Genomic DNA, 24,274 nt, shown 5'->3' with positions numbered 1-24,274 from the left:
GGGAGATACCGCGGTTTCTTCACCCCACATCTTTCACCAGCGTCATAAGTTCAGAGTAGCTGGTGACCACATCATACTTGACGCTGTTGTCATTAATCCGTCGACCGATTTCGTCAAAGAACTTTCGGGCACATTTGATCTTGGTCTGTTCCAGTTCACGCATCTTCATCGAGGGGAGGTCAGACTTGGTCTCTGCGACAAAGTAGAGATGCTTGATACCGCCTTCTTTGAACGCGATCGCCCAATCCGGGTTGTAGTCACCAACGGGTGTCGGGATCAGGAAGCCGCGTGGTAGTTTGGAGTAAACGACAACCTCTGCGCTTGTATCGAGATCCCTGACAAAGTCGCGCTCTACCTTTGAATCCACGATCGCATAATCATAGACGTGGTTCTTCAGCTTCTCAGTCGCCTTCTTGAAGTCGTTGCCCGTTTCGCCCGCCGTGAACAGCTCGGAATCATAGCGCTCTTCGACTGCATCGTAGGTCAGCTTTTCGATGATCGCGGTTGCTTTTTGCTCTTGGATCAAGTGCGAGGCATCAGCGATGAATTGTTCAGGGTTCTTGGCAAACTCACCAAATTTTGCCGGTTGGATCCCGGCCAGGATTTCGCCCACGGTCTTGCGTGTCAAATCAGTATTCTGAGCAATTGATCCGATGACATCGTATGACACGCGTGAATGTGCACTCTTGCCGCTCTCAGACCGAATTTTCCCCTGCACGAAGGCACTGCCATCCCGAAGGTTTTCATCGGTCACGTCATCGGACAAGGCACCCTCCGTCACCAGATATTGCAGCGGCGCAACCTGCAGTTCGCTTTCCAACCGGTTAATACAGCTTTGGACCAGTGCGACGCTGTCGAACTCGACCTGATAGACGGCCTTTCGGTTTATCCGGCGCCAAAGCTCTTGAAACTCCTTGCGCTGGAAATTTTCATTCAGCCGGTTTCTCTTTGGGGTGCGCCCGTCGCTGAACATGTCGTCGATGGCCCTGCCATTGAAAACGGTGTCAATCAGCGCGAAGACGGCATCGCGATGGGCTTCCAGCTCCTCGGGAAGCTCTGCCAGTGCCTCCGACTTACGGGCCTCGTGATAGGCGGCGGTGATGTGGCCATCTTCATCGACATAGTCGCTCTTGATCAGGAAGCGCTCCAACTTTTTGGCAAGCGATTTGTCCAAGACCAACTCCAGATCGCCGGTTTTCAACGTCTTGCCATCAAAATACTCGGCATCCGCCTGCTTGGGCCGAGCCGACAGGTTCTCGACGATCTCTTTCTGCAGGGCTGTCACAAACCCCTTGTAGCTCTCCGATGCGACTACGGTCAGCACGTTGATGTCATGCACGGTCACCGGATGATCCATCCTCTCGCCATTGCGATTGACCGCGATCCGCAGACCGCGCCCGACTTCCTGACGCCGTGAGATGGTGTTCTGGCTTTCATTGTGCTTGAGCATGCACATCACGAAGACATTGGGGTTGTCCCAACCTTCTCGCAGGGCTGAGTGGGAAAAGATGAAACGCGTGGGTTCCTCAAAGGACAACAGCCGCTCCTTGTCCTTCAGGATCAGATCGTAATCACTGGGTTCTGTCGATTGGCCCGCCAACTCGCCACGGGCGGCAGCCTTGGGGTCTGTCATCCGCCCCTTCTTGTCGATCGAGAAATAACCGCGATGGGTCTTGCCCACCTCGATCCCGGTCAGATAGTCGCGATACTCCACATTCTCCAGCGGCAACTCAGCAAGTAGCTCGTCAACCGCCTGCGCGTATTCTTCCTCGAACACCCTGGCATATTCGCCCTGCTCGTCAGCCTGGTCGTAGTCACGATACTTCACCACCTCGTCGATGAAAAACAGCGACAGCACCTTGATCCCACGCGCGAACAGCGCCTGTTCGCGTTCCAGATGGGCCGAGATCGTTTCGCGGATCTGAATGCGCCGGATGTCGCGTTCCGTCACATCGCCCGACGCCTCACCCGCGTGCAGTTCATCACCATTGGTGAAATGCACCGTGTCATCGCGGGCGTCGATATTGCTGACAACGAAATCCTTGTAGACCTCCAGCCCCTTGGACAGATCGAACAGGTTGCGCCCCTGTTCCAGTTTGCGGGCGACACGTTTGATCCCGCTCTGCATCTTGACCTCGATATCCACCCAGGCGACCGGCGCGGCGCTTGAGGTCTCGATCCGGTGCAGGAACAGATAGGGGTTCGTCCCGCTCAGGCCTTTGGTTTCCACACCGCGCACCTTGATTTTCTTGACCAGCTTCCTGTTGAAGGCATCCACCGCATCCAGACGATGCACCTTGTTGTGGACGGTTCTGTGCGTCGCCGAATAGCGCAGGATGAACAGCGGGTTGAACAGCGGTAAGCTTTTTTGCGTCGCCGGCCCTTCCATTTTCTGCGGCTCGTCCAGGATCAGGATGGGGCGGTTCTTGGCGATCACGTCGATGGGCTTGCGCGACTGGAAATCGTCCAGCTCGTCATAGATCCGCCGGTTATCCGCCCCTGACGCGTTAAAGGCCTGAACGTTGATCACCATCACGTTGATGCCCGCGTCCGACGAAAAGCTCTCCAGCTCGTGCAGCCGCTTTGAATTATAGACGAACGCCCGGACCTTCTTGCCGTATTCTTGCTGGAAATGCTCAGCCGTCATCTGGATCGACTTGGCCACCCCTTCGCGGATCGCCACGCTGGGCACCATGATGATGAACTTGGACCAGCCATAGCGTTTGTGCATCTCGAACATGGTCTTGATGTAGACATAGGTCTTGCCCGTGCCTGTCTCCATCTCGACGTCGAGGTTGATCTGCGCGCCGGGCTTGTAGCTGGCGGGCTTGGTCTTGCCCTTGTCATCGGTGTGATGCGTCAGGCTGTCCGACGGGGGCAGCATCGCGCCGCGCTGCACCTTGCGGATGTTCTCCAACAAGACGTCCTCGGGCAGCTTGACAGGGGCGTTGCCAAAACCCTCCACCTCCATCTTGGCCTGCCGGTCTGCGCCGGGGTCGATGGTGTATTTCTGAACATCCTGCCGGGGCTGGCCCTCAAAGCAATCGACCACCGCATCGACGGCATCGGTCTGATAGGGTTGCGACTTGAACTTGATTTTCATGACTGTCGCTTTCTTAAATCGGGCTGTTCTTTCTTAGATGCTTTCTTAGGGTGTTCGCGTTTCATTCGCATGCCTTCCATTCCGGCGCGGTCCTTGACCCTGCGTTGAAAATCACCCCATCCACACGTAACTTAGTGAGAATATTGCCTATTTTGCTCTTTTTCTGCGCATCGTTCAGCGCATCACTGAGCTTGTCCCACAGCAGTTCGTCGATTTCCTTTCTTGAGGCACTGCCGAACTTACTTAAAAACTTGAGCACCAGATCGGCATAATGCTGATCATCGAAAGCGCTGGTCTTGATATACTCGGCCTGCCGGGAAGACGCGGCTGCTACGGCGGCCGACACACGAAGGTTCGGCCTGCGCCCCTCAACCAGCCCCTTGCGCTTCAGAGCCTGGATCGCCGCATCCGGCACCTCCAACCTTTTCTGCACCCGGTCCAGCGCCAGCACGTCGGTCAGCTTCAAGCCGCCGTTTTCCATCAGAACGCGTGTATAGGCCGGATCGACCACCCCACCATAGACCGTCATCACCACTGCATCGCCCGACACCTCGTAATCCGGCATCGGCAGATAGCGCTTGCGCTGCGTTTCATACATCCGCTGAATGCCATAGCCCATCTGGTCGATCATGTTCAGCTCGACCATGGCCTGCACCAGATAGGGGTTGCGATAGCCCCTCGGCGTCTTGTCGCCGCGCACATAATCCTCGGGGGCGCCCTCAAAGAACCGCCCTGCGTTTTCCAACACCAAGCGATCCGGCCGCTCGGTCACGATGATCCGCTGGTTCTGGCGGTAATCCTGATGGGCGATGCAGTTGTGCAGCGCCTCCAGCACCACCTTCTGGTCGTATTTCGACACCTCATGCGGCAGCAGCTCGTCATCAGGGAGCAGGCGCAGCTGAATGTTGCGGATGCGTTGATAGAGCTGCGAGGTCGCCAGCAGGAATGGCGGGCCGAAGTGTTCATAGGCCGTTTCCGGTCCGACCAGCTTCCATGTCATCTGTGCGGGATGGGGGGACAGCAGATAGGCGCTTTCCGCACGCCCCAAGAGCAACAGCGCCGTGCGCGTCACCTGTCCGCGTTGGGTCACCTTCGCGCGGTCCAGCAGGGTCGCCACCGGCCAGCCGCGCACCTCATCCGCATTGATCCGGTTTTGATGCTTCAGGGCAAAGTCACTGCGTGCGCGCTCCACTGCCACGGGGTCCAGATCATCCAGCGTGGCGCCGTCCACCAACTGCGCGCTCCAATCGTCGTGCAGGGTCTGGTTGCGGATCTCATCTTGCTTCGCAAAGCCAAGCGCGCTCAGGCTTTCCCCTGCCCGCGCATAGGTCTGACCCTGCCACGCAATCGGAATACCCCTTGGGGCGGGCGGAATTTCCAGCATGACAACGCGCTTGCCGTCCACATCCACCTCATGGATTTGCCGGAATGTGGTTGTCGGGTCTGCACCTTCGGCAATCTGCTGCTTGAGGCTTTGCAGATGGTCGTGGGCGGGCCGGTAATCCGTCCCCACGACAGTCCTGCTTTTGTTATTCACCCCGAACACAAGCCAGCCCGCGTCCACGTCCTTCAGGTTTGCCTCATTCGACAGGGCCGAAAAGTATTTCCCGATATCCCCTGTGGAATAGGAATTGGACGCCTCCTTGAACTCGACCACCTCGTTTTCCCAGGTGGCGATCAGGTCGGTCAGTTTGAGGCGCAACTCGGCGGGGGTCATCAGATGGCTTTGACGTCTGTGTCGGGCGACAGGGATTTGAAGATCTGTTTGACGTTGATCTTGGTCGCGTCGTCCTTGAAGCCTGTGTCCTTGAACACCACGCGCAGGGGGTGGCGGGTGGCGAGGGTTTTGACCAGCGTCTCGTCCACGCCGTTGTCGAAACAGGCGATCAGGGCGGTGCCGGCGACGGTGAAGACGGTCTTGCCCGCGACGCTCTCGCGGGTGATGGGCAGGGTCAGGTCAACGCCCCAGTCCAGCAGCACCTGAAACAGCAGGTCTTCGGGGCTGCGATCCGGCTTGATATTGTCCACGCGGGTCAGCAGGTCGGCCTGAGTGGTGGCATCGGGGGTGTAATAGACATCGGCCATGTTCGAGCTGTCGATTTTCAGCACGCGAAAGCCCACATCGCGGTTCCAGTCGGGGTGACACTCCCCTTCGAGGATTTTCGCCCCCGCGCGGCGGATGCGTTCTTTGGAGATTTCAGCGATGGTGGCGAACTGAGAACTAACAGCAACAAGCTGCTCATTTACTGGCTCAGGAATTTGGACAAGAATAAATCGTCTTCTGCCTCCATCTTCCGCGTTAATTTTCATTGCGGCTTCAGCAAAAGCACCAGAACCAGCAAAAAAGTCTAACGTCAGATCGTCCGGTTTTGTTGCGATTGTCAGTATCCGCTTAAGCAGCCTTGTCGGTTTGGGTGTATCAAACACCTCAGTCGAGCCAAAGATAGAGCGGATTTCTTTTCGAGCTTCATCTGTATGACCTACTTCGTCATGCGGCCACCAAGTCCACGGGATAACACCCAAATTCTCACTCAAGTATCGAATTACGCTCGGTTGGGCGTCATTATTTTTACCAAAATAAATCTTTCCTTCGGACTTTAACCTTAGGAACTCCGATTCGACCATGCTCCAGCATCGTCCATCTGAAGGAGTAAACACTTTTCCAGACGGAGAGGTGATCTCATACATCTGATTTGGGCGAAAGCCCTGCGCAGTCATTGGAATCCCGCGCCAAGGGCCTCGACCGTCACCATCGTCAAAACCATATGCCTTCCTCTGGGCATCAGTGATACCTATTCGGTTGCAGGAACCCGCGAATGCAGCCAAGTTTCGGGCGTAAAAAATGACATACTCATGTGCATCACCAATAGTGCCTCTATTTTCTCGCGAGTATCGCTTCTGCCAGACATTCTGTGCAACAAAATTTTCTGCTCCAAAAACTTCATCGCAAATTCGTCGAAGATTATGAACTTCATTATCGTCGATGCTGATTACTATGGCCCCGTCATCTTTCAATAGCGTTCGAGCAAGTTGAAGCCTTGGCAATATCATCGACAACCAATCCGAATGAAACCGCCCATTCGATTGCGTATTCGCCACCAGCCTGTTTCCCGCCTCATCCACCTGATTTGACTTGGCCAGAAACTCTGCCGTGCTCTCGGCAAAGTCATCGTCATAGACAAAATCATTCCCCGTATTATAGGGCGGGTCGATGTAGATCATCTTGACCTTGCCCAGATAGGTCTCTTGCAGCAGCTTCAGTGCCTCAAGGTTATCGCCCTCGATGAACAAATTCCGGGTGGTGTCGAACTCCACCGACTCCGCCCGCACGGGCCGCAGAGTTTTCGCAATCGGCGCATTGGCCGTGATCAGCGCCTGCCGCTTGCCCGGCCAGTCCAGATGATACCGCTCTTGCGGGCCATCCACGATGCTGTCCGACAATTCCTGCCGCAGCAGGTCAAAATCCACCGCGCGGCGCAGCGTGCCATCCGGCCCCCTGCTTTCCGTTACACATCCCGGAAACAGCGCCGCGATCCGCTCCACGTTCTGTGCGGTCAGGTCGGGGCTGTGCATTTTCAGCTTTTCAATCTCGTCACTCATGGTTTCCCCCGCCCGCTTTTCCCGGGTCTTTCATATGGTCAAAGGCCGCCTGAGCCTCGGCCAATTGGCCGTGCAGGGTCACCTTGATGTTGAACTGGCTTTCGCGTTTCAACTTCGATTGAAGCTGCGCAATCTCACGCTCTTTTGCCCTGATTGCCGCCAGTCGCGCAAGGCGGCTCTCCACATCCTCGCCCGGCACCGGCGCCACCGGCATCAGCGCGGACAGCATCCTGTCATAGAGCACACCCATGTTGACCGCCACCGGCAAGGGCGCGCGGGGGGCGTCATGCGCGGTCCACTCCCCCCGCAAGGGATCGGACAGCACCCATTTGCCGCGCTCCGCCTCGGACGGGCGTTTATAGGCGGCGGCGGGTTGGATGCGGTCCCCCGCCACTAGCTCGAACATCAGCGGGAAGGGAATGGCGCGATCCATGGCGCGCAGGATGTCGTCATGCAGCGTGTCGCCCTTGAGCGTGACGCGGAACACCTGAATTTCCGGCACCGCAGGCGTGGCGGGCAGGTTCAGCGTCTCGGGAGCGAGTTTGTGCGCCCATGTGATCTGATCCACCTCGCGCACGAAACGCTCGCGCAGCGCCGTGCTGGCGGCGGCCCCGTCATAGATGCGGGTCTTGGGGATCACGCGTTTGAGCGCGGTCTGAGTTGGATATTGATACAGCGTCATGGGTCGCGCACCACGATGAAGGCGATAAGTTCGAAATCCTCCAGCCCCGCGATGGTCTGGGTCAGGGCCGTGGTATGCCCGCCCGAGAACAGACTGTCGATATCACGTTCCTCCTTGACCTCGATCATCGAGCGGATGGCGTCGTTGAGCAGGTTTGAGTAGGTGCCCATCTTGCGCCCGTCCTGCGTTTCCGCGTTGAAGGCTGTGCACAAGTCGCAAATGGGCTGTGTGACGCCCTTGCAGCCCGACCGGATCAGATCAAGCAGGCGTTTGACCTGTGTCTGGTCCGCGATGATCTGGCCGTCCTGACCGATGTAGATCAGGTAATAGGGATGCAGGCGGTTCTGCTGGCCCACGTTCACGCTGTCATGGATGTTGCGCAGCGTGAAGATCACGCCCGGGTGCAGGCCGCGCTTGGGGTCCGACGGGATGACCGTGTGCAACCCATGCGGCATGCGCGGCAGGTCATCATGGGTCTTGAGGTAGTTGAGCAGGTCCATCCGGAAGTCGTTCAGGCCCAGGTCGGTGATGGAAATGCCGGTCTTCACGTCCTCAAGCTCGATCACCTCGTTCTGAAGGCGCTGAAGTTGGTCCTTGCGGTAGGCGACGTCCGAGCTTTTGGAGGTGAGCACGTTATCCTCGCCGGTGCCCGCCATGTCGACGATATGCATCCGGTTCTCGACGCGTTCCTTGAGGTTGATGTATTCGTCCAGGCTGATGTCGGGCCAGTAGTTGGACAGCTGGATCTGGGTGTTGGGCGAGCCGATGCGGTCGATCCGGCCGAACCGCTGAACGATGCGCACAGGGTTCCAGTGGATGTCATAATTGATCAGGTAGTCGCAATCCTGAAGGTTCTGCCCCTCGGATATGCAGTCGGTGCCGATCAGGATGTCCAGCTCAGCCGGATCATCGGGCATGATCTTGTCCTTCTCCTTGGCACGGGGGGCAAAGAGCGTCAGGACGGATTGGAAGTCATAGTATTTCTTGAGCGTGGTTCGCGGATTGCCCGATCCGGTGACAATGCCGCTGTGAATGTTCTGCGCCTCGGCGAAATGTGGCGCGAGCTGATCGAACAGGTAGTTCGCGGTATCGGCATAGGCGGTGAAAACGACCACCTTGCGGTTGCCGGGGTTCAGAGGGTTGGCCATCTTTCCAGCGATCTCGGCAATTAGATGCTGAAGCTTCGCGTCGTCTTCGGGCGTGACCTTCTCCATCTCGGCAATCAGGCCATCGATGATGATCTTGTCGACCGACAACTCCTGCTTCCAGGCCGTGACGTCCATATCTGCCAGATCAATCTTGATCTTCTTACCTACAGAGAAATCGGCGAAGTCGTCATCCTCGTCCGCAACAGCTTCCAGGTCGATGTCCAAATCCTCGACCGTCGCTGCACCGCCGGAAGCCTCGAACTGGGCAATGGCATCCAGCGTCCGGCCGATATTGCCGGACAGCGCGCCAAGGGTCTTACGGAATGCATGGACAGAGCTTTCCAACCGCTTGAGCAGGTTGGTCGTCATCAAGGCTTGCAGGCTCTTCTCGCGGTCAGCCTGTTTCAGCGTGCCTTTGCCGCCCTCCGTCTTGGTGTCATAGAGGTCTTCGTATTTTTTCAAACGACTGGGCTGGATATAGTTGACCGGTGCATAGACGGCCATTTTCAGGTCGCTCAGCTGGGCGAATATCTCATTGAAGCCGATGACGTCGTCACGGTGCGTGATCGGCAGATGATGTGACAACGGCTTCAGTCGCGTTGGAAACTTGCCGATGTCCGCCGTGTCGTAGAAGGTTTCGATATGCTTGCGGGATCGCGCGATCGTCACCGCATCGAGCAGCTCAAAGAAATCGAAATCCAGTGCCCTTAGGATGGAGGCTGGCGTCCTTTGATCCGGGGGTAAGTTGGACCAGACGTTAAACGCAGTCTGCGCGCGACGAAATATCTCTTCCACGCTGGTCTTGGTTTTCAGGTTCTTGCTCAGGGCATCTGAATGCCCTTCATAGGCAAGCGCCAGTTGGTTTCTCAGATCTGTGAAACGATTGTTAACCGGCGTCGCCGACAACATCAGGACCTTGGTCTTGACCCCGGCCTTGATCACCTGGTTCATCAGACGTTGGTAACGGGTTTCGCGATCCTTGTAGACATCGTTGTTCCGGAAGTTGTGGGATTCATCGATGACGACCAGATCGTAATTGCCCCAGTTCACACGATCGAGCCGCATCCCGAATGACTCGCCAGACGTTCGTGAAAGGTCCGTATGGCACAACACGTCGTATCGAAACCGGTCCTTGGCGAAAATGTTGGTGGTCAGGTTTGCATTATAGTTGCGCCAGTTGTCTGCTAGCTTTTTCGGGCACAGGACCAGAACGTCCTTGTTGCGCAGTTCGTAATACTTCACCACCGCCAGAGCCGTGAAGGTTTTGCCCAGCCCCACACTGTCGGCCAGAATGCACCCGTTATAAGTTTCCAGCTTGTTGATAACGCCGACGGCGGCATCTCGCTGGAAATTGAAGAGCTTCTGCCAAACAAGACTTTCAAGATAACCGGTTCGATCCTTAGGCAGAACGTCCTCATCGATCTCGCTCAGGAAGTCGCTGAACAGGTTGAACAGAATCATGAAGTAGACCCGTTCGGCAGGATTCTCCTGGTACACGGACTCGATGTGCTCAAGGACTTCGGCCGTGACATCTCGCAGCTTTTCCTCATCATTCCAGATCTGGTCAAAGAGGTTCAGGTAGGTCTGCGCAAACTGGGGCTCATCCATGACCTGTGTGTAGCTTGAGACCGCATCCCCGCGCTGATACCCGAGGTCAACAGCGGTAAACCCTGACAGCGGCATATAGGCCGCACCGGTCTCGGACCGCTGCACATGTCCGAACTGCTGCATCGGTGCTGATGTGACGTTCGACTTGAAGCGCGCCTTTTTGCGGATCCAGTTGGCACATTCCCGCGCGACCGCCCGTTGAGTCATCTTGTTCCGAAGCTGAATCTCAAACTCGCTGCCTGAAAGCGTTTCTGCCGCTCGCCCTTTGGGAATGAAAAACTCACGCTTCTCCTTCTTGATGCGGTCGATCGCACCGTTTGGGGTAAACGTCGGTGTGGTAAAAATGAACTCGAACTCTTTTAGTTCACTCAATTCCGTTTTCAGGGCATCGAATGCGTAAATAGAGAAGCACGCGGCGGCGACCCGAAATTTCGACGCGCCGGACAGCTCGCTTTTCAGATCATCTCCCAGCAGCGTGGTTGTGTTGTCGACAATCCGCAAAAGTTCCCCCATAGGTCATATGTTCGGAAATGATGTCACACTAACTCTCGCGGCAGAATGTGCAACGCTTTGAAAATAAATGCGCAAAGCTGTTTACACTGCCAAAAAGAATAACTCGGAGCCTTGGGCGAAGCCAAGCGTCAGCCCTTCTCCAAGCATTCGGCCATCGGCCGCCCCATCACCTTAATCCACTACCTAAGCCCAGACTAGGATCGTAAGCGCTTCTAAAGCCTTGGTTTTTATTTGTTTAATGATTTAGAAGTGGTCAGGCTGTACTAGTTCCGGCCAAGCCTGAGCTCCGTTGCCTACGACCAGATCGTGTTTTCTTTGGCTGTGCCCTCGCGGCTTCTGCGTATCCCTGTAGCGCGCCTGTGTAGGTCTGCACCGCAGTCTCGAATTCCTTGTCGCCCATGGAGATCGCCGCGGGTGCTGCAGGTTCTGAATGCTCGAGGGTGATTTTCTTCGGCCTGTTCGAGACTGGCGCTGCAGCAGGAGGATAGGGCAAGGAATGCCCCTGCCGTGCTTTGTCGATCTCCTCAAAATGCCGGTCCGCATAGTAGCGGATGTGATCCGCCTTGATTGGATATTGCCCCTCAGGCAGGACTAGGACCTTGTCGAGCGGGAAACGCAGCAATTCAGCGGGGGATACCAGCGCCCGTTCTTCCGAGCGACGGCTGATATTTGCACTTTCCGAGAGCTTGCGCACGGTTGCCTGTGATCTGGTCTTGCCCACGATCGTGCGCTTGCCGAGGGCTGCGGACAGCACGTCGGCGGTGCGATCATCCTGCGGGGTCATGTAGATCTGCACACCCGCACCGGCCTGCAGCGCGCGGCGGTCGGTTTCGCCATAGATGCCCTCAAGACCGGGGATCGACTGCGAGATGATAAAGAGCCGCCCGCCATAGGAGCGGATCGTCTTGATGCTCTGCAAGACCAGGGGTTGTTTGCCCAGTTGGTCGAATTCATCCATCAGGAACATGACGGGATGTGGCTCGTCCGGTCCGGGATGCGCGCGCTGCAAACATGCGATGGCATCGGCGAACAGGAGCCGGATCAGGGGGGCCAGTGTTTTCAGGTGCTCCGGCTGCACGACAATATAGAGCGACTGTGGCTCTCGTCGGAACGTCCCGAAGTCGAAATCGCTTGCCTGTGTTGCCCGGTCCACCGCCGGATCGAGCCAGAGCTCCAATCCGGCCCCGCGGATCACACTGACATAGGAATCGAGAATCTTATCCACTTCGTCGGCCATGCTCAGGAAAATCTCTGCCACCACCGGGTTTGCGGTCTGCATGGCGGCCCGTTTGTAGAATTCCTTTTTATTGCCGCCGCCAGTCATGATCCGCAACGCCTCACCGATCGTCGGCTTTCCGGTCTCGATGGCATAGAGGCAAGACGCCACGAACAGGCTGCGTCCGGCCTGGAAAAAGCTCTGCGCGTTCACGCTTTCGACGATGAGGAACAAGTCCGCCATGGTGTTTACGGCGGTGTATTGCTGCTCGGGGCTGGGCAGATCGGCAATGCGCTGGAGAGGATTGAACCGGTGCGTGCGGGTCAGGACAGGCCCGTTTTTACCTTCGGGCTGAACGTAGTCATAGGGCGAAAAGTACCAGACCTGATTGTTCAGCGCCTTTTGGCGGTGGATGGATGTCTTCTCGAAATTCTCGCCCTTGACGTCAAGGATCACGGCACTGCCCTGGAAGTGCAAAAGGTTTGGCAAAACGAAGCCTACCCCTTTGCCCCGGCCCGTTGGCGCGATCATCATTGCGTGTGGGAAGCGATCTGGCGTGGCCGACACGAAAGGCGCGCGGGACGCAGGTGACCCGAGCTTGCCGAACAGAAAGCCGTTCTGGGAAAGAGACGCCGACATACGGTTGCGGCGGAGCTCGGGACGCGACTGGAAATGCGCATCATCATAATCGGTGAGCGACCCGCGATGAACGGATGTCGCTCCTGTCGCCGCCAGAAGCAGGGCAGGAAGTGCCGTGATGAGCCACGCAGTATGTTCCACCGCAGGGTTTGCCTTGATCCGTGGATCAGACAGATTGAGCAACCAAAGTTCGAAAATATCGAACCCACCCAGGTCTTCGCCAAATCGCGCCATCAGATAGAGCGTGGCGATCGCGGCACCGATCCAGGTGCCAACACCGAGACCGAGCAGGATGGCGATCGGATACCGCCAACGGCTTTCCATTGCATGCAGCATGTTTTGAATCCTCTAGAGGCCGTAATCGCCACTGGTATCGTCCCGGTCGCGCCCCCGCTCCTCGGCGCGCTCGAAAGTCTCGATACGGGTCCGGTAGGTGGCGGCGGGTTCGCTGTCGCGACCGGCAATGTCATCACCCGGATCCACTGCGGCGATGGCCTTTAACTCCGAGAACACGGCTTGTCGCAGACCAGGGTCTTCGATGCGGTCCATGAGCGGATCGATCCGGCCCGCTGCCAGCTGATCCATATCCCCGTCGCGCAGGTCTTGCCGCACGTCGGAGATCAGCTTGTCCAGCGTGGCGATGTCGGCAAGGCGACTGCCCTGCCCCGCGTCGAGAATGTCCTGACGCGCCAGATCCGCCAAAAGATCACGATCCATGTGCAGCCCCGCAAAAACATCACGCGCGCGCGCCTGCAGATCGCGTTCCAGCCCAAGCCAGTCCGCGCGCTCCTGTGCGTCCACTGGGCGTGAGGCTTCGAGTTGCGCCTCGCTGCGATGGGGTGCGGTGAAACGGGCAGCAACTTCTTCGACGCTGCTGTCGGCCTCCTCGAGTCGTGCCTCCATCGGTGCCAGAACCCGCGCCAATTCCGCTCTGAAATGACCCAGTGCAGCATCGGCCTCAGCCGAGAGCGGATGGCCCTCGTCTCCTGCCCGTGCAGCCAGCCCCGCAATCCCCTGCACACTGTAGGGATCGCGCTCCGACGACACCGATGAAGAATGATCCGCAAGAAAGTCGCGGCCCAGAAGCGTGCCCATTTCGCGGGCCTGCCCGGCAAAGAGCTGTTCCAGTTCTACCTTCTCGGCACCGGGCGCCATGTCCTGAATGGCGCTCCAGGCGGTGTCGGCTTCCGCCTGCAATGTCTCGCGGGCGGCGATCAGACGACCGATCACATCCGCTCCGGCAGCGGGGATATCAACCCCTTCGGCAAACCCTTCTTTCACCGGTATTCCTTTCATCAAGTTGGTGGCGGCAAGCTCTGCGCCCTCCGCGATGCGCCCCATCCATCCATCCGGAGGGGTGTCGGCCTCCAGGCGCATCCCGGCAAGTTGCGCCAGCTGCCGATACCCCTCAGCGTGCCTGCGTATCTCGGCCTCGCGCAGAGCGCGGCTTTCAGGATCCAGCGGGGCAACCACTGGCTCCCGTCCCTCCTTGCGGGCCGCTTGCAAATCGGTGTCCTGCGGAGCGTTTTCCATGATGCCGCGCGACAGACGGGAAGAGGCGTTCAGCACCAGCCCGTGCTCGCCCGCGATCTGCGCATGCAGCTCGCGCATCATGTCATAGCTGATCTCGGAATGGCGGCTGATTGAGAGGAACTTGCCATCCTCCATCCCGACCTTGTCGACAATAACATGGGCATGCACATGATCTGTGTTGCAATGAAGGGCCGCCACATACCGATATCGATCCCGGTAATCCCCGCCGAACACCTCCTGCGCCCATTCGCGCGAGATGTCTTCCGCCAACTCCGCCTCGGTTCCCTTGGGAAAGGACAGGATGATGTGATCGGTGTGACCGCGTTTCGGGGCCCCGCACCAGGAAGCACTCCAATCGGCAATGACATTTTCCATGCCGCGCTCGCCAAAGACACGATCGATGCCGATCTGGTTCGACCAGGCTGCGACCCGCGCCTCGTCGCGCAGAATGTATTTCATCTGTCGGCGTAACTCTTTTGGCGAATGACACCCGCCCGTGCCGACACGCTTCACCACGCTTTGCGGCACCCGCAGCGCGTTCCAGGACATTACCGCAACTGCCCCGCCGGACGTGCCACGCCGACGGCCCGACGATACGCGCGCTTCGCCTGCCATGGCTGCAGACCGCCGCCCCACATGAGGCAGAATCTCGCCCAATACCGCCTGCTGGAGGGTGCGTGTTTCAGCCATCGCGCTGCCCCTCCCCAACGTCACGAAAATCGGACACCCGGACGAAGGACCCGCGCAGCGAGGCCGCGCGCAAAGCCTGCACGGCCCGGGCAACCTCTTCGGCCCGATCCGCAAGCCGACCGACCATTGCCGCGTCGCGCGCGTTCCACCGCAGCTTGCCCGCATGGGCAAGCTTCAGCATCTGGACAAGATTGCGCGCCAAGGCATTGAGCTGATTGGCCGACGCCTTGAGCGCCGTGACCTCGTCCCGGCGAAACGCGACAATGCCGGATGAGAGACGGATCATGTGCCGGAGCAAACCCGACGTGGTCATGCCAGTCTCAGCCACAAGCGCCTCGAATGCTTCGGCCTCACGGGCGGACACCCGAACCTGCAGCACGCGGCCCTTTGTGGTTCGATCCGTCACCACACCGCGCGCCCGCACGCGGGCGACAGTGGGTCGGGAGCAGCCAACACGCACGGCGATCTCCCCATCGCCAAGCCCTTGAGCGGCAAGCCGGAGAACCTCCTGTCGGGCTATGGTGGAGAGGCGTTTCGACATGGGCGGCAAGATTTATCATTAGATAGTTTTTGTAAACACGAAAACTCTAATGAGTCGCCGCACAAGTTTTGTCATACACAATACCGTTCCTGTCAACGTCCCTTCGGTCCGTTGTCGCACCTTCGGTGATCAGCAGGCAGGGCCTTGGCCATGCCTGCTGTAAACCCCACGCGACAACGAACAGACCGAAGGGACACCGCCTCCCCCGCGCCGCGATCCGGGACCCCAGCCCGGATCCTGAACAGGCGCGGGAATGACGTCGGCGCAGCCGACACGATATCCCTTCATTGGCGTTGAATGCTCAAAGGGGTTTTCCCGGAAGGAGAAGAAGACCTTGTGGGATTGGAACGCCTGCGCAGTACCGCGCGTACTACCTCGGCGCTGATACGGATAGTCGATGGTCAGGTGACCCGACACCTCGAAGGCTGATGGCAGCATTGGGAAATTGTCACAACGACGCGATGGAGAAAAGAATGAACGCTGCAATGAGGGTCGGCGTGAGTGACCTGCTGACCGATTGACCGAACGCGTACACAGATGATCGCCGAAACAGCACATCGCCACAGCAGCTGCACATCTGTCCGACCCAAAGGTTGAACGCCTGTATCGCGCAAGGTCTGGACGCCATCCCGAGGCATCGCCATAACGGCACAAAATATACGTTATGGAGACATTGAATGCTTGTTGTGACGGCCATCTCCGCGAAGGGCGGTTCGGGAAAGACAACTCTCATACAGATGCTTGCGTCCGCCATGCTGGCACGCGGCCGCCGTGTGCATGTCATGGATGCGGATGCTGACAAGCAGATCCTCGAATGGGAATCAAAAAGCGCGCGCGCCGACTTCGGTGATCTGCCACGCCTTCCATGGCCCACGGGCTTGACCGTGGCCGATGCCCCCGAGACCGTTGAAGGCCTTTACCACGCGCTGGACAGCTTTGAGGCTGAAGGTGTTGATCTGGTTCTGATCGACACCCGCCCCGGCGAGCATCCCGACACCGAAACACTGGCGCTGGCCTGCGACATGATCCTGGTGCCGGCCGTGCCGGTACAATCGGATTTCGTGGCGGCCCTGAAAACCCTGACATGGGTAATGCGCATGATCGAGACCCTCGGGCCGGATGACCCCGCCCCGCTGTTTTCCGCGGTATTGATGAACGCGGACAAACGCGCGATCGATTTCGTGACCGCAGGCGATGACCTTGAGCGTGATGCGGCAAGACGCAGGGTTCACCGGCAGGACCTTGAGGTCTTCGAGGTGATTTCAACCCTGCCACTTCTGCCCACGCCGGTGCCCCATCTCGCCGCGATCCAGCGCATGCCGCTGACCGGGCCACTGGGATATGTGCGGGACATTTATGAACAAGATCTTCGTCATCGGTTGCAGGCGGGGCATCTTTCCTCCGCCCTCGCCTTGTGCAGTGAGATCCTTGGCGACATCGAGGCCGTGGTGGATGCTGCCAATGGCTAGGAAGATTCCAAACCGGTCCGGGACCGCTGTCTCGAACGAAGACAGGCTGACGCGGTCGCGGCAGTTCGCCACGAGCGCCACGAAATATGCCGCGTTCGATCAGAGTACGGCGGAAGCGGTCGCGACAGAAGGCCCAGCGGTAAAATCAGTGGTCAAGAATGAACCCCGGAAAGGGGAAAAGGCAGCCGCGGCTGAAACGGCGCGCATCAACTCGGGGGTATCCACCCAGCCGGTGGCGGATGATGCTTGCAGCACTCGCACCGAAGGGCAGTCTCGAACCTATTACGTGCGCATCGGAGCTGAGGATCAGGCACGGATTGAGGCGCTGGCAGAACGATCTGGCCTTGATCCGGACTACGTTCGGCGTGCCTTGATCAAAGCGGTTCGCGCCCGCATGCAAAACCTGCGCGACACCGCGACCTGGCATGAGGTTGCCTCCGCTGCACGACCACGCCTGGCCGAGTCCAAAGGCACTGGTGCACCCTTCATGAAATCGATGATCAGGCTCGACGCCGCCCATATGGCGGCGTTGCAGACAAGCATTGATGACCCGCTCAACGTCTATGGGGTGACGCTGCTGTTATCCGCCTTCGGTAAGGCGCTGCTGCACTCCGAGATCGAAGAGCTCGCTCAAAAGATCAGCGGCATCGAAGCCCGGGCAGCGCGTCCTGATCCAGCGTAAAGGCATCGCGTGCGGTCACGACAGCAATCTGACCGCCCGCCTCGATCATATCGATGAGCTGTGCCCATTCGGCAGGATCAGCATCCCGTTGCGTTGCGATCCCGTCCTGCACTGAAAAGGCAGCCTGCTCTCCGGTCGCCGCGAGAAAGACAATGCGTTGTGGCGCTTTGTCATCGCTGTGACGCGACAAAAAGTACGCATGGCTCTCGTTTGGGTTGTAGACACGGTCAGGATCGCAAACTAAGAGCAAGGTCCCGTCGTTTGCAGTCGCAGCATAGGTCTCCAGACCTCGCGACAAGCCGATCTCCCACTCGGCAGCGACAGCCGATGAAGCCGCGCCCAGAAAGAGCGCAATATGTAGAGGCCTGTAAAGCAAGTTACTAAACTCCGTTTTGTGTTGGCCAAGCATATATAGGGACAGGCAGATACCTGCCACCTGATTACTGCGGCTCCGACCAAATGGAGGTCAGGAGAAGAGCATGAAGAAGTATGCGGGATACCCCGTCGAAGTCATTTGGACGACGGTAAACGGTGAAGACGTCGAGGTCGGCGTCGTATTCCAATGGAGCTGCGGCATGCGCCGTACCAGATGGTCCGATGACTTTGATCAGGCGGACGGCGCGAACCTGAGGTACGAGCCCTATGAGGACGCGGGATAGACCGCCTCCAGCCCTAAAATGCTCGCAAGCGACCGGAGCAGGACACGATTGTGATCCGGGCCAATGACACCGAGAGAGGGAACACGCGGGGCAGAGATCGTTGCAAAGGCGACGACGGTTTGTAACGCTGCCAAAGAAGACCGATAGGAGACCCATGAGATGAAAGAGATTTTCAACGTTGGCGAGACAATCTTGCTGGACGGCGCGCCGCTTGCACTGGTGACCCCCGATGGCGTCAAGGCCTGGATCGAAGACGGCGTTCAGCACAGCTTTCGCTATGACCAAGTGCGCGATCCGCTGAGCGGCCAGATGAAATACCGCCGTCTCTACGAGAAGAACGGGTCGGATATGCCGTTCGTGCTGGTAGGCAACCCTGACAGTGAAGAAGGCGCGCACGTTATTCTGTTCGACCAGAAGCCAGACGCATAGCCCTTCGGAATCTTATGCCAGGTGGCGAAGACTAAAGCCCCTCGGCTTCGCCCGGCGGCAGCGTCCGCCTTGCAAGAGGGATGCAGACCCGTCAGGGCTGAAAGCGGATCGTGAAGGCGACCATGTGGCAAACGTCTTGGGATGGCTCAGGATGAGACAGGCCAAGACGTATTGGCACAGGAATACAGCAAGGTCAGAATTCAGGGCGGAGCCTCAGCAGCCCGGCCCCGCTTACGGGGCTTGCCCATGTCGAAACCTTCACCATTGTAGACAGTCACGCACATCGCAGCATGGAAGCCTCTTTCCCAGATGCTGCATCGTGTTAGGCCCACAGCCGACCTTGGTACCAGGCGCGGTCGATGGCCGGTCACAGCCCGAATGCTCAAAAGCATGGAGTTACCCAAACTTAGCATTCCATTGAAATTCGAGGTCATGGCGGTAGAGCAACTTGAACAAGATCTACTCAGTTCGCTCACCGACGTGACGCCTAATGCGATTGTGCGCTTGCTCTATCAGAGCTATATAGTTGGCGAGGCTTGGCAAGCTCGGCCGTCTCGATGCATGCGGCCCCAAGTTCGTGAGAACGAGTAACTACCGGAAGTCAAACCGCATGACCGAACCCACCAGCTACGCCGGAAAACCGTCTAAGCCTGTTGGTATTTTCTGGGGCTATTTACTTGTAGCCATTTCGACCGCCGTTGTTCTTGTGGGCATCCTTGTCGTTTTCGCGACGCACATTGTCGACTTATCTTTCTTGTCCGATGCGGCCTGTAGAGAGGTTCCGAAGACACGATATTATGACAGCTTTACCTACTGCTTCTACGGTACAGGCTGGGACGAAGAGACTTATCTCGCTGCGGTAAGTGGGTTCTATTCGACACTAATTGCAGTGCTAGTCGCTGTCCAAGCGTTGGTTTCGTGGCTGGCTTTTACGGTGATTAGGAGTTCGAATAAGCAATCGATTTCTGAAGAGGTCGAGAAAGAAATCCCGTACTTCTTTAGGACAAAGGACGCGGACCCCATTATCCGCGATGCTTTGCAGGAAATCTCCCTTGAAGCAGCAAAGGCGGCATTGCAGCAATTGATGAAGGAAGACGCCAAGGCTACCGAAGAACTGCAAAGGCAGGTATATGAGAAGTTGGTGCCTGGATATGACGGCCTACGGGGAGATGTTGAGCAGCTCCAAGCTGAATTTGAAAGATACCTTGAGGGTGATGACGCGGATCAGGAAAACGGGAAGATTTACGAATGAGAAAAGCTCCAAAGCGGCCTATTGCTCGACCCGTACCTGCGTTGCCTGATCTTGAAGTGGACGCGCTCGACACCACCGAGCGGGTTATTCAATATTGCATCCGACATGACCTGATTGATGGAGTTGAGCTGGATATTGAGAAGCTCATTGAGAGAAATGAGTTTCTAACCCTGAAAAAGACGACGCTTCCCGATGGTATTGATGCTTACATTAAAGAAACAAAACCGAACCACTTCGAAATCGGCGTGAACTCAAAACACAGCCGAACAAGGCAGAGGTTTTCAATGGCTCATGAGTTTGCTCACTATCAACTGCACAGGGAAAATCTGAACGGATTGGCCGAGGGGGAGCGAATTCTCCATCGCTCGGATGAGCGTAATCACTTGGAGTACCAAGCAAACTCTTTTGCGGCGGCGATATTGATGCCGGAAGACCATTTTCGCGAGGAAGTGCGTCGCACTCAAGGTGATGTTTCGGAGATTTCCAAGCGTTTCGGTGTGTCCCCCTTGGCACTTCGTTATCGGGCAAAAAATCTTGGTTTGAAAGGTCATGGTGTCTAATTTGGACGAGAACTATTTCCTTCTATTCAAGACGGCTGACGCTGAGAAAAGGGCTTGGCGGAACCTGAGCGCAAAACGACGCTCAGCCGTTACGCCGGTTGTTGAGCTTTCACGGGGTAAGAAAAAAAGGAATGCTGGAAAGGACAAGGCTGGCAAACCGCTTACAGCCGAGCAGCTTCTGTCAACCTTCGGCGTGTACGGTTTCGAGCGAAACTGGCAAACATCTCTGGAGTTAATGGACGACTGTGAATGGTTTTTCCTTGATCTCACCCGTGAACCGAGCCTGAGCTGTGCAGAGATTGAAGCACTTGGAAGTTCATCGAATGGTTACAGCAACTGGACATCCTTCGTTCTTGAGCGCCAAAAAGAAGGCCTAAACCTTAGGCCGACACTCATTGTAAACCCTTCGGAGGGGGACGATGAGGCGGCTTATGTTGCTGACTTGAAGTCGCAGTTTTCCGCGTTCTCTGGCGCTTTTGATGAAATCGCGTATAGGGTTGCGGTTACTGAAGATGACGAGTTTCTATTCGACCTTGTGTCCCTCAAGCCTGAAATTGATGCCTTTATGAACAAGGGTGGACGTTTCTTTGTGATCTTGGATCATGAGTATGTTCGCCCTGGCAATGGCTTAGTTCATGCGAAACGCACAACTCAAGTGATCAATTCGATCTACGCAGAGCTGCAGGGCGCTGAGATAATTGTCCTCGCCACGTCCTTCCCCAAGTCAGTTACTGACGTAGGGGACGAGGAGCACGACATCTTCCGGGTCGAAGAGGTGTTCCTGTATGAAGAAATCAAAAAGACGCATGGTGGGATCTGCTACGGAGACTACGGTTCCATCAATCCTATTCGGAACGATGAAATCATCATCACACAGGGTTGGCGACCGAGGATTGACTTTGTCTCGCGGCATAATGGCATGAACACATACTATTTTCGTGAGAAGCGCAAAGTTGTTGGGACTAAAGAGGTTGTTGTAAAGGGAGAGGTGAAGACCAAGAATATACTGGCCCCGTACTCTGTCCATTATCAATCCGTTGCTAAAAAGGTCATGGCGTTTTCACCCTACTATCAGTCCGTTTCTAACAGTTGGGGAGACGGTGAGATTGTTTCGGCAGCGGGAGGCAAAGTGGGAAGCAACTCTCCATCCCATTGGATTTCCGTTCGAATGGAAATTCACATCTCGCAGGTACTTAAGTATTTCGGCTGCGACCCGGCTTAAGAAAAAAGACGGGAACTGCGGCGCAAGAGTAGTAAGTCTTCAGGTGAAATTTCTGTATCCGTTTCCGTAAAGAATGTCTCTGAGCTTTCCGCAAATCTATTAATTAGTTCAGAATGGAACAGATGTCTAAGAACCTTGGTCGTCAGAGCTTTCGCGGCCTCAGCCCGTACTTCTGCGGCGTCCCGGTTTTTGCTTGAGCTAGGCAGAACATCGAGTAGACGAGCTTTGGTCGTGCCACCCGCCAAATGAAACTTTGAAAGCTGTTTATTAATCGCTGGTTTCCGGACAGGTTCGATCTTTCCGCCACTGAACACCATAAGTCCAACTCTTCTCGGCGCGATCGCCCGAACTTCTTGCAGAAGCCGTTGTGTGGTTACTACGGATACCAAATCGAAAGTTCTCGCATACTCAGCAAGCTGGCCGGGCAACCTTGATGTGTTGTCGTAATCAGATTTTATTTCAAAGGCGTGAGAGAAATCGTCCAGTTGAAGCAGGTCAGCTCTGCGATTTTCGAATCCGTAAACAGCTTCCGCCGCCAGGATACACTTCTGCGATCTGCCGAGTGACACGAGGTGACGCACCAACGCAGTCCGAATGAGAACTTCGGATGCGCTTTCGCTTTGCTCGTGATCGAGATGGTCTTTCATGACGCTTCTATGAACTAAGTCGGTGGAAATTACACTAGAACAAATAGCGTACATGACGTTTGTGATCAATGTTTGATGAGTGAACCAAGCGTACCTTTCTGCTTATCATCTTACGACCTAAATCGACTCTTCTGATCTTCCTTGCCCGCCAACGCTCGCCTTAAGATGTCCACATTCGTTGGTGGACCTCATCAAGACACTCTATCTCTTGCCAGAGCAGGAAGACCGGACGGATACCCCAACAGGTGCCGATACGGACGGTAGCTTTTGGCTGTCATTTCCCTAGGGCAGACGGTTGCACCCGCCTTTGTAAACCCCGTGACCTGCGCATCGCGGCCGTTCGTGCGGGACGCAACGAAGGTCTGCAGTCCGCCGTGCACGTTGCGGATGCGGGCAAATTGCGCGCAGATGCAGCGAACGACTGGAAGGTCCCGCAAAGCCGCTCGTCACTCGACCTTGCTGAAATCCCGCGGGAGAATTTCCCGCGCATGTGCGACCCCTTCTGGGGTCAGGCTCAGCGATTTCGCCTTGTTTTTCGGATCATAGATCAAGCCTTTCTCAAAAAGCCGGTCTGTGATGTTCCAATCGATCCCCTTCCAGACCCGATCACCGTCATGCAGCGTCAGGCTGAGGATCGCAAGGGCTGCGTCGTCGATCTTGTCCGTGTCGAGTGTCATCTCCCTCCCCTTACGTTGGTTTCGCGCCGTTTCGCACGCGCGCACTTCATGCATACCCCCGCCGCTTCTTCACCGCGGCAAGCTTCATCAGCGCGGTGACGGCGCGCCCTTCATCCGGATGCTGCTCGATCATCATCTGCCCACGCGCGCCAATGCGGCCCCATTCGCGCACCAGGCTGGCGCCCCCAAAGAGATCGGGCTGAATGCTCATGCGGTAAAAGCGGCGCATGTTGCAGGCAGGATCGATCCGCCGCATCTGCAGGTCGGTCGGGAACACCTCAAGTTGAGCGACAGAGTGAGACATATCGTGATCCAGCAGGCTTTCTTCCATAATATCAAGTGTACGCGCGCCCTGCCAACATGATTTCCCCGCAAGGGGAAAAGGGGGCTCATGCCCCCTTCTCGAACTTCATGACCGGGATGCCCAGCTTCTTGGCCTTGTCGGCGAGGTTTTCCTGGATACCCGTGCCGGGGAACACCAGAACACCCACCGGCAGCACCTCCAGCATGGCGTCGTTGCGCTTGAAGGGGGCAGCCTTGGCGTGCTTGGTCCAATCGGGCTTGAAGGCCACCTGCGTCACGCCCCGGGCCTCGGCCCATTTGGCGGCGATGAGTTCTGCGCCCTTCGGGCTGCCCCCGTGGAGGAGGACCATGTCGGGATACTTGGTCCGGACCTGATCGAGCTTGCCCCAGATCAGGCGGTGATCGTTGAAGTCGGTTCCACCGGTGAGGGCGACTTTGGGGCCTGCGGGGAGCATCACCTCGGTTTCCGCGCGGCGCTTGGCGGCCAGGAAATCACGGCTGTCGATGAGCGCCGCGGTCATGTGCTGGCGGTTCACCATCGAGCCAGTGCGGGGGCGCCAGGTGGAGCCCGTGTGATGGACGAACTCGGTGGCGGCGTGATCGCGCATCATGTCCATGCAGTTGCGCCGTTCGATCAGCGTCAGGCCTTCGGCCGTCAGGCGCTCAAGCTCGGTCGATTTCACCTCGGAGCCATCCTGCTCGCGCTGAAGGCGGCGCTGCGCCTGCTCGTTCTCATCGAGCGACCGCTCAACCCTCGCCGTGGCACGGTGAAAGAGGTTGACCTGGCCCCAGAGCACCTCTTCGAGGTCGGGTTCCATGCGGGTGTCTTCCAGGGTCGCGACGAGGGCATCGAAGATGTCGGCGACTGCGACCGCGAGGCGCTGCCCATCGGGCATCGGGCGCGGATCGGGCTCATCAAAGGGGCGGTAGCCATAAAGCTGCAGCTCGTCGAGCGCAAGGGCGGTCTGGGATGCGGTGTGGGCGGGTTCATACGTGTCGTCGTGTGTGTGGATCGTCATCTGTTTCTTGCCTCCGGGCCTGTCTCATCCGCGCGACAACCCGCGCGGCCTTCATGGGCTGCGAAAGCTGTCACTGGGGACG

General features: G+C 57.2%; 20 protein-coding genes. 7 read left to right on the top strand and 13 right to left on the bottom strand.

The window, feature by feature from the left end:
• Positions 1-19 precede the first annotated feature (19 nt).
• The 8 genes from VWY34_RS04020 to VWY34_RS03985 all read right to left on the bottom strand — a co-directional run bounded on the left by VWY34_RS04020 (position 20) and on the right by VWY34_RS03985 (position 15,273).
• Positions 20-3,103, bottom strand: a complete 3,084-nt coding sequence (locus VWY34_RS04020; protein WP_111550063.1) for a type III restriction-modification system endonuclease — start codon at positions 3,101-3,103, stop codon at positions 20-22.
• A 61-nt stretch (positions 3,104-3,164) separates the two neighbouring features.
• The gene (locus tag VWY34_RS04015; protein WP_416548855.1) at positions 3,165-4,820 is read right to left on the bottom strand and encodes an RNA-binding domain-containing protein; all 1,656 of its coding nucleotides are present in this window, start codon (positions 4,818-4,820) and stop codon (positions 3,165-3,167) included.
• The gene (locus tag VWY34_RS04010; protein ID WP_416548853.1) at positions 4,820-6,703 is read right to left on the bottom strand and encodes a site-specific DNA-methyltransferase; all 1,884 of its coding nucleotides are present in this window, start codon (positions 6,701-6,703) and stop codon (positions 4,820-4,822) included. Before VWY34_RS04010 ends, VWY34_RS04015 begins: the two co-directional genes overlap by 1 nt.
• Positions 6,696-7,385 carry a DUF4391 domain-containing protein gene (locus VWY34_RS04005; protein ID WP_416548851.1) on the bottom strand — a complete coding sequence of 230 codons (690 nt, stop codon included), beginning with the start codon at positions 7,383-7,385 and terminating at the stop codon, positions 6,696-6,698. Before VWY34_RS04005 ends, VWY34_RS04010 begins: the two co-directional genes overlap by 8 nt.
• A complete protein-coding gene (locus VWY34_RS04000) occupies positions 7,382-10,642 on the bottom strand; it encodes a helicase-related protein (protein WP_416548849.1) in 3,261 nt (1,086 codons plus the stop codon). The genes VWY34_RS04005 and VWY34_RS04000 overlap by 4 nt, the downstream gene beginning before the upstream one ends.
• A gap of 265 nt (positions 10,643-10,907) precedes the next feature.
• Entirely contained in the window at positions 10,908-12,845 is a 1,938-nt protein-coding gene (locus VWY34_RS03995) for a type IV secretory system conjugative DNA transfer family protein (protein ID WP_416548847.1), read from the bottom strand.
• A gap of 12 nt (positions 12,846-12,857) precedes the next feature.
• On the bottom strand, positions 12,858-14,732 hold the full coding sequence (locus VWY34_RS03990; protein ID WP_416548845.1) for a relaxase/mobilization nuclease domain-containing protein: 1,875 nt from the start codon (positions 14,730-14,732) through the stop codon (positions 12,858-12,860).
• On the bottom strand, positions 14,725-15,273 hold the full coding sequence (locus tag VWY34_RS03985; protein WP_121066454.1) for a helix-turn-helix domain-containing protein: 549 nt from the start codon (positions 15,271-15,273) through the stop codon (positions 14,725-14,727). Before VWY34_RS03985 ends, VWY34_RS03990 begins: the two co-directional genes overlap by 8 nt.
• A 677-nt stretch (positions 15,274-15,950) precedes the next feature.
• On the opposite strand from VWY34_RS03985, the gene VWY34_RS03980 reads away from it, so the two are divergent.
• Complete coding sequence (locus tag VWY34_RS03980) at positions 15,951-16,742, top strand: AAA family ATPase (RefSeq protein WP_317389025.1); 792 nt, start codon at positions 15,951-15,953, stop codon at positions 16,740-16,742.
• Positions 16,735-17,424, top strand: a complete 690-nt coding sequence (locus tag VWY34_RS03975) for a hypothetical protein (RefSeq protein WP_348429831.1) — start codon at positions 16,735-16,737, stop codon at positions 17,422-17,424. The genes VWY34_RS03980 and VWY34_RS03975 overlap by 8 nt, the downstream gene beginning before the upstream one ends.
• On the opposite strand, the gene VWY34_RS03970 is transcribed toward VWY34_RS03975, so the two are convergent.
• On the bottom strand, positions 17,381-17,833 hold the full coding sequence (locus VWY34_RS03970) for a hypothetical protein (RefSeq protein WP_416539513.1): 453 nt from the start codon (positions 17,831-17,833) through the stop codon (positions 17,381-17,383). The two genes, VWY34_RS03975 and VWY34_RS03970, sit on opposite strands and share 44 nt — an antisense overlap.
• 70 nt (positions 17,834-17,903) lie before the next feature.
• Between VWY34_RS03970 and VWY34_RS03965 the strand changes: the two genes are divergently transcribed.
• The 5 genes from VWY34_RS03965 (at position 17,904) to VWY34_RS03945 (ending at position 21,546) form a co-directional block, all read left to right on the top strand.
• The gene (locus tag VWY34_RS03965; protein WP_068247264.1) at positions 17,904-18,083 is read left to right on the top strand and encodes a hypothetical protein; all 180 of its coding nucleotides are present in this window, start codon (positions 17,904-17,906) and stop codon (positions 18,081-18,083) included.
• A 159-nt stretch (positions 18,084-18,242) separates the two neighbouring features.
• Entirely contained in the window at positions 18,243-18,512 is a 270-nt protein-coding gene (locus tag VWY34_RS03960; protein ID WP_072506879.1) for a hypothetical protein, read from the top strand.
• A 610-nt stretch (positions 18,513-19,122) separates the two neighbouring features.
• The gene (locus VWY34_RS03955) at positions 19,123-19,764 is read left to right on the top strand and encodes a hypothetical protein (protein ID WP_416548842.1); all 642 of its coding nucleotides are present in this window, start codon (positions 19,123-19,125) and stop codon (positions 19,762-19,764) included.
• Positions 19,765-19,820: 56 nt separating this feature from the next.
• Complete coding sequence (locus tag VWY34_RS03950; protein WP_416558530.1) at positions 19,821-20,324, top strand: ImmA/IrrE family metallo-endopeptidase; 504 nt, start codon at positions 19,821-19,823, stop codon at positions 20,322-20,324.
• A gap of 1 nt (position 20,325) precedes the next feature.
• Entirely contained in the window at positions 20,326-21,546 is a 1,221-nt protein-coding gene (locus tag VWY34_RS03945; RefSeq protein ID WP_416548838.1) for a beta family protein, read from the top strand.
• On the opposite strand, the gene VWY34_RS03940 is transcribed toward VWY34_RS03945, so the two are convergent.
• From VWY34_RS03940 to VWY34_RS03925, 4 genes are all read right to left on the bottom strand, one after another.
• Positions 21,543-22,193, bottom strand: a complete 651-nt coding sequence (locus tag VWY34_RS03940) for a sce7726 family protein (RefSeq protein ID WP_416548836.1) — start codon at positions 22,191-22,193, stop codon at positions 21,543-21,545. The two genes, VWY34_RS03945 and VWY34_RS03940, sit on opposite strands and share 4 nt — an antisense overlap.
• 446 nt (positions 22,194-22,639) lie before the next feature.
• Entirely contained in the window at positions 22,640-22,870 is a 231-nt protein-coding gene (locus VWY34_RS03935) for a DUF6429 family protein (protein ID WP_416543784.1), read from the bottom strand.
• 46 nt (positions 22,871-22,916) lie between these two features.
• Positions 22,917-23,174: a WGR domain-containing protein gene (locus tag VWY34_RS03930; RefSeq protein WP_104017778.1), complete on the bottom strand. Its 258-nt coding sequence runs from the start codon at positions 23,172-23,174 to the stop codon at positions 22,917-22,919.
• 85 nt (positions 23,175-23,259) lie between these two features.
• Complete coding sequence (locus VWY34_RS03925) at positions 23,260-24,192, bottom strand: DUF2493 domain-containing protein (protein WP_089423528.1); 933 nt, start codon at positions 24,190-24,192, stop codon at positions 23,260-23,262.
• Positions 24,193-24,274 lie beyond the last annotated feature (82 nt).

Origin of the sequence: Phaeobacter sp. JH20_02 (assembly GCF_048056915.1) — a bacterium.
Lineage (GTDB): Bacteria > Pseudomonadota > Alphaproteobacteria > Rhodobacterales > Rhodobacteraceae > Phaeobacter > Phaeobacter bryozoorum.
The sequence above is the reverse complement of the archived record's forward strand: the minus strand, read 5'-3'. Positions and strand labels throughout refer to the sequence as shown.

Coding starts and splice junctions, on each gene's coding strand:
- VWY34_RS04020 (WP_111550063.1), bottom strand. CDS start 3,103: ATGAAAATCAAGTTCAAGTCGCAACCCTATCAGACCGATGCCGTCGAT.
- VWY34_RS04015 (WP_416548855.1), bottom strand. CDS start 4,820: ATGACCCCCGCCGAGTTGCGCCTCAAACTGACCGACCTGATCGCCACC.
- VWY34_RS04010 (WP_416548853.1), bottom strand. CDS start 6,703: ATGAGTGACGAGATTGAAAAGCTGAAAATGCACAGCCCCGACCTGACC.
- VWY34_RS04005 (WP_416548851.1), bottom strand. CDS start 7,385: ATGACGCTGTATCAATATCCAACTCAGACCGCGCTCAAACGCGTGATC.
- VWY34_RS03995 (WP_416548847.1), bottom strand. CDS start 12,845: ATGCTGCATGCAATGGAAAGCCGTTGGCGGTATCCGATCGCCATCCTG.
- VWY34_RS03990 (WP_416548845.1), bottom strand. CDS start 14,732: ATGGCTGAAACACGCACCCTCCAGCAGGCGGTATTGGGCGAGATTCTG.
- VWY34_RS03985 (WP_121066454.1), bottom strand. CDS start 15,273: ATGTCGAAACGCCTCTCCACCATAGCCCGACAGGAGGTTCTCCGGCTT.
- VWY34_RS03980 (WP_317389025.1), top strand. CDS start 15,951: ATGCTTGTTGTGACGGCCATCTCCGCGAAGGGCGGTTCGGGAAAGACA.
- VWY34_RS03975 (WP_348429831.1), top strand. CDS start 16,735: ATGGCTAGGAAGATTCCAAACCGGTCCGGGACCGCTGTCTCGAACGAA.
- VWY34_RS03970 (WP_416539513.1), bottom strand. CDS start 17,833: ATGCTTGGCCAACACAAAACGGAGTTTAGTAACTTGCTTTACAGGCCT.
- VWY34_RS03965 (WP_068247264.1), top strand. CDS start 17,904: ATGAAGAAGTATGCGGGATACCCCGTCGAAGTCATTTGGACGACGGTA.
- VWY34_RS03960 (WP_072506879.1), top strand. CDS start 18,243: ATGAAAGAGATTTTCAACGTTGGCGAGACAATCTTGCTGGACGGCGCG.
- VWY34_RS03955 (WP_416548842.1), top strand. CDS start 19,123: ATGACCGAACCCACCAGCTACGCCGGAAAACCGTCTAAGCCTGTTGGT.
- VWY34_RS03940 (WP_416548836.1), bottom strand. CDS start 22,193: ATGAAAGACCATCTCGATCACGAGCAAAGCGAAAGCGCATCCGAAGTT.
- VWY34_RS03935 (WP_416543784.1), bottom strand. CDS start 22,870: ATGACACTCGACACGGACAAGATCGACGACGCAGCCCTTGCGATCCTC.
- VWY34_RS03930 (WP_104017778.1), bottom strand. CDS start 23,174: ATGTCTCACTCTGTCGCTCAACTTGAGGTGTTCCCGACCGACCTGCAG.
- VWY34_RS03925 (WP_089423528.1), bottom strand. CDS start 24,192: ATGACGATCCACACACACGACGACACGTATGAACCCGCCCACACCGCA.